The 12,188-nt window shown below is 30.2% G+C and carries 12 protein-coding genes and 1 pseudogene; 11 read left to right on the forward strand and 2 right to left on the reverse strand.

The genetic code is table 11. The features are described 5' to 3' along the window. Window positions 1-9: 9 nt before the first annotated feature. Entirely contained in the window at window positions 10-609 is a 600-nt protein-coding gene (locus NSS86_RS13305; protein WP_000059051.1) for a hypothetical protein, read from the reverse strand. 125 nt (window positions 610-734) lie between these two features. Between NSS86_RS13305 and NSS86_RS13310 the strand changes: the two genes are divergently transcribed. The 9 genes and pseudogenes from NSS86_RS13310 to NSS86_RS13350 all read left to right on the forward strand — a co-directional run. Further along, window positions 735-1,847: an efflux RND transporter periplasmic adaptor subunit gene (locus tag NSS86_RS13310; RefSeq protein ID WP_001253190.1), complete on the forward strand. Its 1,113-nt coding sequence runs from the start codon at window positions 735-737 to the stop codon at window positions 1,845-1,847. Further along, the gene (locus NSS86_RS13315; RefSeq protein ID WP_000571407.1) at window positions 1,844-2,524 is read left to right on the forward strand and encodes an ABC transporter ATP-binding protein; all 681 of its coding nucleotides are present in this window, start codon (window positions 1,844-1,846) and stop codon (window positions 2,522-2,524) included. Before NSS86_RS13310 ends, NSS86_RS13315 begins: the two co-directional genes overlap by 4 nt. Further along, on the forward strand, window positions 2,521-3,699 hold the full coding sequence (locus tag NSS86_RS13320; RefSeq protein ID WP_001233397.1) for an ABC transporter permease: 1,179 nt from the start codon (window positions 2,521-2,523) through the stop codon (window positions 3,697-3,699). Before NSS86_RS13315 ends, NSS86_RS13320 begins: the two co-directional genes overlap by 4 nt. Before the next feature lie 206 nt (window positions 3,700-3,905). Continuing rightward, window positions 3,906-4,127, forward strand: coding sequence for a putative cyclic bacteriocin (locus NSS86_RS13325; RefSeq protein WP_000915920.1), 222 nt, complete (start codon window positions 3,906-3,908; stop codon window positions 4,125-4,127). A 37-nt stretch (window positions 4,128-4,164) separates the two neighbouring features. Beyond that, window positions 4,165-5,883 carry a hypothetical protein gene (locus NSS86_RS13330; protein ID WP_000517850.1) on the forward strand — a complete coding sequence of 573 codons (1,719 nt, stop codon included), beginning with the start codon at window positions 4,165-4,167 and terminating at the stop codon, window positions 5,881-5,883. A 37-nt stretch (window positions 5,884-5,920) separates the two neighbouring features. After that, window positions 5,921-6,385, forward strand: coding sequence for a stage II sporulation protein M (locus tag NSS86_RS13335; RefSeq protein ID WP_001793228.1), 465 nt, complete (start codon window positions 5,921-5,923; stop codon window positions 6,383-6,385). An 11-nt stretch (window positions 6,386-6,396) separates the two neighbouring features. Then, window positions 6,397-7,119 carry an ABC transporter ATP-binding protein gene (locus tag NSS86_RS13340; protein ID WP_000960712.1) on the forward strand — a complete coding sequence of 241 codons (723 nt, stop codon included), beginning with the start codon at window positions 6,397-6,399 and terminating at the stop codon, window positions 7,117-7,119. 165 nt (window positions 7,120-7,284) lie between these two features. Next, entirely contained in the window at window positions 7,285-7,482 is a 198-nt protein-coding gene (locus NSS86_RS13345; RefSeq protein ID WP_000794565.1) for a helix-turn-helix transcriptional regulator, read from the forward strand. Window positions 7,483-7,655: 173 nt separating this feature from the next. Continuing rightward, window positions 7,656-7,727: pseudogene (locus NSS86_RS13350) on the forward strand (hypothetical protein); the annotation flags it as partial. Window positions 7,728-7,991: 264 nt separating this feature from the next. Here NSS86_RS13350 and NSS86_RS13355 read toward each other — a convergent pair. Beyond that, complete coding sequence (locus NSS86_RS13355; RefSeq protein WP_000067352.1) at window positions 7,992-9,584, reverse strand: ABC transporter ATP-binding protein; 1,593 nt, start codon at window positions 9,582-9,584, stop codon at window positions 7,992-7,994. Between NSS86_RS13355 and NSS86_RS13360 the strand changes: the two genes are divergently transcribed. Together NSS86_RS13360 and NSS86_RS13365 are read left to right on the forward strand one after the other, a co-directional pair. After that, window positions 9,541-11,019, forward strand: a complete 1,479-nt coding sequence (locus tag NSS86_RS13360; RefSeq protein WP_001796914.1) for an ABC transporter permease — start codon at window positions 9,541-9,543, stop codon at window positions 11,017-11,019. The genes NSS86_RS13355 and NSS86_RS13360 overlap by 44 nt on opposite strands. A gap of 5 nt (window positions 11,020-11,024) precedes the next feature. Continuing rightward, window positions 11,025-12,188 (forward strand): ABC transporter permease, encoded by a 1,164-nt coding sequence (locus tag NSS86_RS13365; RefSeq protein WP_000240113.1) that lies wholly within the window; start codon window positions 11,025-11,027, stop codon window positions 12,186-12,188.

A 12,188-nucleotide genomic window follows, 5' to 3' on the forward strand; every position in this document is an offset into this window, starting at 1 on the left:
CTGAAAATATCACTGAATGCTAATACTAATCAAAGAAAAAGTGATAATTAAAATAAGATATATAATACCCCAAATAGTGGATGCTCGTATAGAAAGTTTCGACGTACCAATTAGCATGACTGTAAGTATGTATGCTTGTACAAAAAATTGTAAGTCGAAAGTACCCAGAATGCGATTTCCTTTAGCAAAAATATTTAAACTAGTAATAGAATAGTCAATTAATGATAAACCGGCACTTATTTGGATGGTAAGTATAATTAAACTAATAGCATTTGTAAACAGTATGTAGCTTAACGTTGCAGAGAATATAGATTTTGTATTAGCATCTGAGCGCATAATTCTAGAGATAACTAGAATGATTAAAAATGTAAATAATACGCTGAAAACTCTTGAGAAAAAAATACTAATTTGACTAAAAATTTTTATTTGTGCTAATGATGTCTCTGAGAGTCCTGCTTCACTCAATAACTTTTTATAGTCCACAGATAGTCCACTAACAAATGTATATGTAACAATTATTATCAAAGTCAGAAACAGCTTAATGATTAACTTTGGTTGAATGCGGATATTTGCAAAGTGATTAAACAAAGGTAGTTTTGATAATGACATATAGACCTCCTAATGATATAATTCTCCTATATTTTATCATAAAAATAATATAAAAAATATATTTTATTAAAACTAAGTATAAAAAATGGTTTGAAGAGTATTTAACATTTATAGGAGGACATAAATTGAGGCGTAAAAGGAAATGGCTAATTGTTATTTGTGTATTATTAGTATTGATTACGATATCACAAATTTTGAAACATTTTAACTATGGAACTGAGAGTAAAGAAGCATACAATACATATACGGTTGAAAAAGAAAGACAATTAGATTTACAAGGTAAGGCATATCCACGTGAAGTTAAAACATATTATAAAAATAATCAGGTTGGAACATATTTGGGTGTGCAAGTAGCGGACGGGCAAACAGTCAAAAAAGGAGACATGTTAATTAATTATAAAATAAATAGTAATAAACGACAGCAACTTGTTGATAAGATAAATGATACTCAACATATTATTACAGAAGTTTATTTAAACATTACTAAAGGTTTAAACAATCGAGAGATACAGAAGAAGTTAATTGAATATAAGCAGACATTATATGAAGCTCAACAGCAATTGTATCAGTATGATAGTCAAAATAGGGATAGTATGTATGCATCATTTGATGGCAAGATTATGATCAAGAATATAGATAATGACAGTGATAATCAACCTATACTGTATCTCATTTCAAAGGAGTCTCATATTAAAACGTCTGTTACGGAGTTTGATTTAAACAAAGTCAAAAAAGGAGACAAAGTTAACTTAAGTATTACGAGTACGGGTAAAACAGGAGCGGGGATTATAAAACAAATCTCTGAGTTGCCTATTAGTTATGAAGAGAATTTAAGTCTTCACGAAAATGATGCCCTGCATTTACCAGAAAGTAACAACGATGGGGAATTAGCAAATTCAAAATCGATTTCGGCATCTCCAATATTTAAGAGTAATAACAACTCTGAATTATCAAAGTATGGAGTTATAATTGATGATCTTAGTCTACCAATACGTGCAGGTTATTCGTTGGAAATTAAAGTCCCATTAAATGCGATTAAAATACCTAAATCAGTATTAACAAAAGGCAATAATGTTTTTATTGTTAATAAAAATAGTATTGTGGAAAAACGGAATATTCGTATAAAAAGAATCAATGGTGACATTATTGTAGAAAAGGGGTTAAAACCTGGAGACAAGTTAATTAAACAACCTAAAAGTACAATGAATGATGGTGATAAGGTTGAGATTTCGTCATGATAGAATTAAAGAATGTTTATAGGACTTTTAAAAACGGTGATAAAAATATTCGAGTTTTAAAAGACATTAATATACATATCAATGCAGGTGAATTCATAGCGATTATGGGACCATCAGGCTCAGGGAAGAGCACACTGATTAATATCTTAGGATTTATAGATCGAGAGTATCATGGTGAATATTTGTTTGAAGGAAGTAATTATCAGACACAATCTGATAATCAATTGGCAAACATAAGAAATAAAACAGTTGGATTTGTTTTTCAAAATTTTAAACTAATTCATAATAATACTATTTTAGAAAATATAAGTATGCCACTGGTATATACAAATATGAATACGATAGAACGAAAGAATAAAGTTATGACTGTGCTCAGTGCTGTAGGCCTAGATGGCAAAGGTGATTTTACTCCTAGTAAACTATCAGGCGGTCAACAACAACGTGTTGCAATTGCGCGAGCCATTATAAATAATCCAAAGTTTATTATTGCAGATGAGCCAACGGGTGCTTTGGATTCAGATACATCTAAAATTATTATGGACATATTTACATCATTAAACCGAGATAATCATACTACAATTATTTTAGTCACACATGATCGTAAAGTAGCAGAAAAAGCTGATCGAATAATTCATATTTTGGATGGTCGTATACAACATGAAGAGGTGATTAAATGAGGAAAGTTTTAAATATTTTTACAATAGCTTTTAAATCAATATTGAAAAATAAAGGTAGAAATATATTTACAATGATAGGTATAATCATCGGTATTTCTTCTGTTATTACGATAATGTCTTTGGGAAATGGCTTTAAAAAAACTGCTGCTGATCAATTTTCAGATGCTGGCGCCGGAAAACAAGAAGCGTTGATTAGCTTTACTTTTAAAGTTGATGAGAAAATCAAAAAGTATCCTTTTAATCAAAGAGATATAGAGTTGGTAAATCAAGTTGATGGCGTACTAGATGCGAAGCTAAAGGAAAATAAAGAAGAAGGAATTGAAGCCACAATAACTAATGTCCAGAAAAAAAGTGACATCTTCATTATAAAAAAACAAAATTTACACTCTTTTAAAGTAGGTAGAGGGTTTGATAAAGAGGATAATGAATTACGTAAGAAAATAGTGGTTATAAATGATCAAGTAGCAAAAACTGTATTCAATAATAATGCTATTGGTAAATCGCTATATATTGAGGGACAGGGATTTGAAGTCATAGGAATTACGGATAAACTATATTCTGACTCATCTACCGTTATAATGCCTGAAAATACATTCAACTACTATATGGGACACTTACATCAAGGTCTGCCTACCTTACAGATAATTATTGAAGATGGTTACAATAAAAAAACTGTAGTTAAAAAAGTAGAATCACTATTAAATAAAAAAGGATCGGGCTCTGTTTTAGGTGAGTATACATATACAGACACTGAAGAAATTATCAAAAGTATTGATAAAATTTTTGATAGTATTACTTATTTTGTAGCAGCTGTTGCCGGTATTTCACTTTTTATTGCTGGTATTGGAGTTATGAATGTCATGTATATATCTGTAGCTGAAAGAACAGAAGAAATTGCGATACGACGTGCATTTGGTGCAAAAAGTCGAGATATTGAACTACAATTTTTAATAGAGAGCATTTTAATATGTGTGACAAGTGGTTTTATTGGACTTATTTTAGGTGTTGTGTTTGCAACAATAATTGATGTATTAACACCAGATTATATTAAAAGTGTAGTAAGTTTGAGTTCTGTCATAATTGCGGTTAGTGTGTCGATATTAATTGGACTTCTTTTTGGATGGATACCAGCTCGCGCAGCATCTAAGAAAGAGCTCATAGATATTATAAAATAGTAAATTTAAAATGGTAAAAGTACTGAAGACTAATTATCATATTAAACTGACTATCAACACCAACGATGGAAATGCGTATTAGAATAAAAGTAAGATATGTATTGCAAAATGTAAATTATATATTGAATTTACGCAAAAAATAACATATTACTTTTAAGATATAAAAAAATATTATATAATATTTTTGAGAAGGAGGTGGAAGGCCTATGCTAAAATTACATAAAAAAATAGCTTGGACAGGAATCAAAGGTTCAGCTATAACTACATTTATTACTGCCTTATATAATGGAAGTAGTGTTTGGAACGCGCTAGCTGTTGCTGGTATTGCTTTTGGTGGTGGCGCTGGTACTGCGGTTGCAGCTCTTGGTCGTGCAACAGTAATGAGATTTATCAAACGTTGGGGCGTACGAAAAACAGCTGCTTGGTAAAAGATAATCTAATTCTTTATAAGAGAGGCTTTCTTTTTTGGGAAAGCCTCTTTTTAAAAAAGGAGATTCAATGAATAATTCAATATTTTATACCTATTTAAAATTTAATCTTAGATATTTTATCCGTAGAAAATTTGAAATTGTAAAAAGGTCCCGACTTAATGTTACTACAAAAATACTGTTTTTAATTAAATTGATTTTTTCGTCACTATTATTATTTATTTCAACTATTATGTTAGCTGACTATTTCAGTGATTATATTGATTTTATAGAATATTATTTCTATGCGAGTATGTTTATTTACATTGTATTTATACCATTAATACCTAGAACTAAATTATTGATCAATCCAATGGATAAACAGCTGTTATATAGATCTAGTTTGAGAGAAGTTGACATTTTTAACTTGATATATGCTTCAGACGTTTTAAAAAAGTTTGTTGGATATTTTAATTTGTTGATAGTTGGTATGGCTATTAGTTTATATCATATTAGTCCTTTTATATTTAACCTCAAGGTTTTTTGTGCACTAATATACTTTTCAACAATCTCTTATGTAATTCAAATTATTTTTATAAATATTAAAGTCATAAGCACAAAAAAATTATTTTCTTATCACTATTGTGTTTTTAATTTTATGATGGGAAGCATTGTTTCTGTTATTGGATTTGTCGTCTCATTTCTTTTAGTAAATTTATTAATAAAGCCCTTTTTAGTTTTTTCGACATATGTAATAAAAAGTAAGAAAACTTTTGAATGGTATAGTTATTTTCAGGATATAAAGAACGAAGTCATTATTATTAATGAAAAAGTTATGCAATTATTAGATTATATATCACCTCACACTATTTTTATGAGATTAAACTTTGTGAATATATCATTTGTGATTATTACAATAGCTTTATTTATAGCGTTATATTATTTTAATAAAATAGGGTTTTGGTATAGAAAAGAAGATATCTATCTATCTTCAACAAATATTAATTTTTCGTTGCCAATTTCAATAAAAGCTATAACAACAATACAGCTAAAACACTGGATAAGTAACAAAGAAGAAGTTAATTTACATAAACCTTTCTTCTATATTAGTTATTCAATATGGTTCTTTTTAGGGTGTTTAATCTATTTTTCACAGATGGCATATAATCAGTTAGCTAATGCAGTTATTTTTATTTTGATATTAAACACTATAACTCGTGATAGTTTTTCTGCGGGGACGGATTTTTTTACTAAATCATTACGTTTTGATTCAGATAGAAAAAGTATCGGTTTGTATAGGATGTCAAACACTGATTTTAAACAAATTTACGATTCTAAATTATCTCTAATTCGCTTTATTGGTTTTAAAGAAACAATACTTGCTATTATTTTATTAGCAATATTTTTAAATCAAGACATATATTTATATATAATTGGATTTGAAATAATAATCATCAATACAGTAATAATTCCTAATTTATCATTATTACCTTCGTATTTATCTCCACATTTCAATCATCAACATTACAGTGAATTAGAGTCTTTTGAAGAACAAATTTTTCTTGAAGATACTGTTTTTGATAAAGTTAAGAATTTTTTATCGTCATCATATTTTTTAATTCTATTTGTAGGTTACTTATCTCAACGTAATTATATTGACATAATGATTTTTATAATTATTTTCAACATTTTAGCCTTAATACTTGTTTCGTTGTTTATTAGGTTTTCTAAACAAAAAATAACAAAGTCTTGGAGAAAGAGGGATTTATATTTATAGTATTAAATACAAAAAAATTTTTATTTTTAATATATTGGTGTTAATAATAGGCGGATTATTGGGATGCTTGGTTTATTACTTATTAAATATTGATTTAGGTAAAATGATAGTTGCTCAAGATTTAAATTTACAAGAGATTTTCTTTCATAATTTAATTTATTTCTTCTCTGCAATATTTGGTTTTCTGACACTTGGTCTGTTAAATATAGGTATGTTACTCATAAATTCTGGGATGTTAGGCTTTTTTATAGCACATGGAATCTATAGCAATCAATTAAAATCTATTCTATTAGTATTAGCGCCACACGCTATATTTGAGATTTTAGCACTTTTAATTGCTTCAACATTCTCATTAGGTTTTTTATCATACCTTTATCAAAGAATGGTAAAGAAAAATAAAATAAAAAATAAGATGTTCCATAATTTTGTAACAACAATAATAACTGTTATTGTATTAACAATAATCGCATCATTATTAGAAGTTTATGTAACCATAAATTAAGGAAGTGTATCATGCTAGTTTTAAATAATCTTCAAAAAAAATTTACTAATTCAAAAATGGTTTTGAATAATGTGAATGCTAAGTTTAGAAGTGGGAGCATCAATTGCATAGTGGGAGTAAATGGGGCAGGTAAAACGACTTTGTTAAATATTATTAGTAGTATATTGATGCCAACAAAAGGTGATGTATATTTAAATAGTGAAAGTATTTTTGAAAATAGCACACTAAAAAAAGAGATTTTTTACACACCAGTAAATCCCTTTTTTTATGAAAATTTAAGTGCTAAAGATAATTTGTACTTAATATGTAGCCTATATAATCGGAAAATAGATCAAATAACTATTGAGAAAACTATTAAAGATGTAGGTTTGAATATAGAAGATCTAAATATACCTGTATATAATTTTTCAAGTGGTATGAAGCAAAAACTAAATTTTGCTTCTATGTTATTAGTAGATTCAAATGTTTTATTATTAGATGAACCATTTAATGCCCTTGACCATGTTGCTCAAAAAAATTTCACACGAATTTTAAAGGGATTAGTTTCTAAAGAAAAGATAATAATTTTCACTAGTCATTTGCCTAATACAATTTTAGAACTCTCAGAAAATATTTATTTGTTAAAAGATGGATGTTTTACAGATAAACGAAAAGCACAGTCATTTAATCAAACCACGTTAGAAACATGGTTGTTAGAAAGTCAAAAAGAGGTGATACCTTATGAAGAAAAATGATTTGTTAGTAATGAGTGTAGTATATATTTTAACTTCAGTCATAATGTTCTACATTAATGGATTAAGTAAACAATTTTTTACATATGTAGTTGGTTTCCCAATTATTTATTTTGGTTATATATGTCTAGTTAATCTTATAAAAAAAAGAAGCCGGAATAATTAAAAGTGAAAAATAATTTGAAAATAGCTAGAGTTTCACTATCTATGACTCAAAAGGAGCTAGCAAATAAAGTTGGAGTAACTAGACAAACAATATCTCTTATAGAAAAGGGTGTACATAACCCCTCTCTATCACTATGTAAAAATATTTGTTCGGTGTTGAATAAAAATTTGGATGAGATATTTGGAGAGAAACCACAATAAAAGAGCTTATTGAAAGATAATCTAAAAGTCGACAATATATTTCTTCTCAGAAACTGCTATTATTTTGAAAAGAAAACACACGTATTATAAATTTAAAATACCGAAATATAGCATTATTAAATCAAAAATAGAATTAAAAAAGAAAATTAATCGAGAAAAGTATTAAATGTCATTTATTTGAATGTGTTAATTATGAAAGAAAAAGAGTAATTGATGTTAAATATACATTGACTAAGCTAAGTTGACACACTCGAAAATCTGAATATTCTAATAAAATATAAATAATCCCCCGCACTTCACATAGTGGCGGGGGATTTATTCTGGCGTCAAAATGCCCAGAGTATGGGTGTGACCCTTAAATCATGGCAAGGCACTTAAAACTTGATATGGTGCCGAGCCCTAACTTAGCACAATATAGTTAGTATGACAAAGTCATCTAACATAACACATCAGAGGTTGCCCGATTTATTCCAGACCATACAGTGATAAAGTTACACAACGCATGACTTTTATTTAGCAATAACTGCTACTTCTGAAATAAGTTGCTTTGCATAGTCTGATTGCGGATGTTTGATAATATCTTCTGTGTTATTCAGTTCAACGATTTCGCCATTTTTCATAACTGCAACGCGATCACATATTTCATTGATAACACCCATGTCATGTGTGATGAATAAATAAGTGATGCCGAAGTCTAACTGTAATTGTTTTAATAACTCGATGATATCTTTTTGAATTGAAACGTCTAAAGCGGACACTGCCTCGTCGCAAACAATCACTTTAGGTTCTACAGCAAGTGCTCTCGCGATACTTACACGCTGACGTTGCCCACCAGATAATTCGTGTGGATAGCGATATAAGAAACTTTGATCTAGGCCAACCTTTTCTAACAACGATACGACAGTTTTAATAATGTCATCATTATCTTTGACTTTCCCATGAATGATTAGTGGTCGTTTAATCACATCAATGACTTTAAATCTTGGATTAATAGATGCGAATGGATCTTGAAAAATCATTTGTATCTCTTGTCGTAAAGATTTCAATTCATCATCTTTAAATAAACTTAATGGTAATTCGTTATACCAAATAAAGCCTTCTGACACTTCCTTTAGACCGACGACCGTCTTAGCTAATGTCGATTTCCCTGACCCTGATTCACCGACAATGCCTAATGTTTCGCCTTTTCTAATAGCCAAGTTAATATCATTAACTGCTCGGTATAGGCTGCCACTCGGTGATGTGTAATCCACGCTCACGCGATCGAATTTTAATAAAATATCATTGTTTAACGGTCTTGGCGGACGCGTTTGATGAATATCAGGAATCGCATCTATTAAGCGTTTTGTATAGGTATGTTGTGGCGATTTAAAAATACTTTCAACCGTGCCACTTTCAACGACACTTCCATCTTTCATTACAATCACATCGTCGCAAAATTGATACACAGCGCCTAAATCGTGAGTGATAAAAATAATAGATGTTTCTGTGTACTCATAAAGGGACTTCATTAACTGCAGTAATTGATTTTGTGTACTGGCATCTAATGCCGTTGTTGGTTCATCTGCGATTAAAATTTGTGGCTTTAAAATCAATGCCATTGCTATCATGACACGTTGACGCATACCACCAGAAAGTTCATGTGGATAAGCATCAAATTGTCGAGTTGCATGTTTTATACCTACTTTTTCTAAAATGTTTATTGTCATCGACTTTGCTTCAGATTTAGATACACGTTTATGTTGAAATAGTACTTCTGTAATTTGTTTGCCAATCGTTAATCTTGGATTCAACGAAGAGAGTGGATCTTGAAAAATCATTGAAATATCCTTACCTCGAATTTGTTGTAACGCTGAAGTTGATAAATTATTTAACGATTGCCCATTAAAAATAATTTCTCCTGTTAATGTGTGATCTGGATAATCTGGTAGTAGCCCTAAAATAGATTTAGCAGTAATACTTTTTCCTGATCCTGATTCACCAACAATACCTAGGATATGTTTTTTTCGTAATTCGAAAGAGACATTTTTTACCGCTTGAACTGTAGTTTCATCATAATTGAATTGTACATTCAGACTGTTGACTTCTAATAAATTTGACATGATGTTGTGCCTCCCTATTCACAAATGTGTAAATTTATTCTATACTTTTGTATATCATAGTAATCTACTCAAGATTATTTTACAAGGAGTGATTATCATAATTACTTATTTAGAATCTTTTAAGTCGTTGTATCACAAGGCATTTTACAAGTTTGTATTATCGGTATTAAGCTTGCCAATATTTTTATATGCAGTGATAAAGTTTTTCTTTTCTGCTAAGAGAAAAAATTTTTACGCTAATAATTCTGAAATTTCAGAAATTGAACGAGCGTTACATCAAAAATATAAATATTTATCGCAGCAAAAGTCATCCACACAAATACATAAAGAAGCATTAAAAATATTCAAGGCACAAAGTTCTAATACGAGTTCAAAGAATATTGAACAAGCACATTTTTCAACATACTTTGAAAATTTATTATTTCATAAGTTCATCATGATCAAAGTAATATTGGCCTTGCCGATGTTCATCTTATTGACTATTTATTTACAGCCATTAGTTAGATATATTTTTGAGCGAATTGTCATGGCTGTGATTGTCATCATTGGTGTTATTGTCAGTGTGTTTACCATTCTGTATTTTTCACCGCTTGATGCGGCTTATAGCATACTGGGACAAAATGCAACAAAGGCACAGATACATCAATTCAATGTATTACATCATCTTAACGAACCTTATTTTATTCAATTGTGGGATACCATCAAGGGTGTTTTTACCTTTGACTTAGGTACGACTTACAAAGGGAATGAGGTTGTGACTAAAGCAGTTGGCGAAAGAATTCCAATTACAATAATTGTCGCAGTATTAGCGCTAATTGTGGCATTAATTATTGCAATACCAATTGGTATTATCAGTGCGATGAAGCGAAATAGTTGGCTTGATATCACGTTAATGATAATTGCATTAATTGGTTTATCTATTCCAAGTTTCTGGCAAGGGCTATTATTCATTTTAGCGTTCTCATTGAAATTGGATATTTTGCCACCATCTTATATGCCAGAACATCCAATATCGTTGATTTTACCTGTACTTGTCATTGGAACAAGTATTGCTGCTTCTATCACGCGTATGACAAGGTCTTCTGTACTTGAAGTAATGCGCAGCGATTATGTTTTAACTGCTTATGCAAAAGGATTATCGACGACACAAGTTGTTATTAAACATATTTTGAAAAATGCCATTATTCCAATTGTAACGTTAGTTGGTCTTCTAGTGGCAGAGTTACTAGGCGGTTCAGCAGTGACGGAACAAGTATTTAACATTAATGGTATCGGTCGTTATATCGTCCAAAAACAACTAATACCTGATATCCCAGCAGTCATGGGTGGGGTCGTATATATATCAATTGTAATATCTTTAGCAAACTTAATTATTGATATATTTTATGCTTTAATCGATCCAAAATTACGTAGTGAAATTAACGAAAGGAAGTGAGGCATATGGTAAAACTTACAACAAAGATAGCTTCCTTAAAACTATTCGCAAGTTATGCTATAGCAACTTATATTTTAGTTATGTTAACGAGTGCATTAAATCTTTTTAAAGGTTATGTGGCCGATACGTTCTATATTGCTGAAACATTGCTAATCATTTTAACCATCATTTTAATTATCATTTTAACAACGGAACAAACATGGAAGCATCATGACCTATGGCGACGTATCGTCGAAGTGTTGTTATTGTTGATGGCATTAACAGGCAACGTATTTACATTATTAATGTTTGTAAGTATTAGACGTTACCAACGTACATCGCAAATACATAGTTATAACGGGTGGGAATCGTTTATACGAAAAACTACTAGACATCGTATTGCGATTATCGGGTTACTTATTTTAGTCTACATGCTGACATTATCAATTGTGTCACAATTTACATTTGATACGACATTGGCTACTAAAAATCAGTTCAATGCACTGTTACATGGACCGAGTCTAGCCTATCCGTTTGGTACTGATGATTTCGGTAGAGACTTATTTACACGCGTAGTTGTAGGAACGAAGCTGACATTTTCAATTTCAATTATTTCAGTAGTTATTGCAGTTATTTTTGGTGTGTTACTAGGCACTATCGCAGGTTATTTTAATCATATTGATAATTTAATAATGCGAATTTTAGATGTAGTGTTTGCAATTCCATCATTATTGTTAGCGGTGGCAATTATTGCATCATTTGGAGCAAGTATTCCAAATTTAATTATTGCTTTAAGTATCGGTAATATACCATCATTTGCACGGACAATGCGTGCCAGTGTTTTAGAAATTAAACGCATGGAATATGTAGATGCAGCACGTATCACTGGTGAAAACACTTGGAATATCATATGGCGTTATATTTTACCGAATGCGATTGCGCCTATGATTGTACGTTTTTCATTAAATATAGGTGTGGTTGTATTAACAACAAGTAGTTTAAGTTTCCTAGGACTTGGTGTTGCACCTGATGTAGCTGAATGGGGCAACATTTTACGTACCGGTAGTAACTACTTGGAAACGCACAGTAATTTAGCTATTGTACCTGGTGTTTGTATTATGTTCGTCGTTTTAGCATTTAATTTTATAGGTGATGCAGTGCGTGATGCACTAGATCCAAGAATTCATTAA

The sequence above is a fragment of the Staphylococcus sp. FSL W8-0056 genome, from assembly GCF_037963075.1.
Classification (GTDB): Bacteria; Bacillota; Bacilli; order Staphylococcales; family Staphylococcaceae; genus Staphylococcus; species Staphylococcus aureus.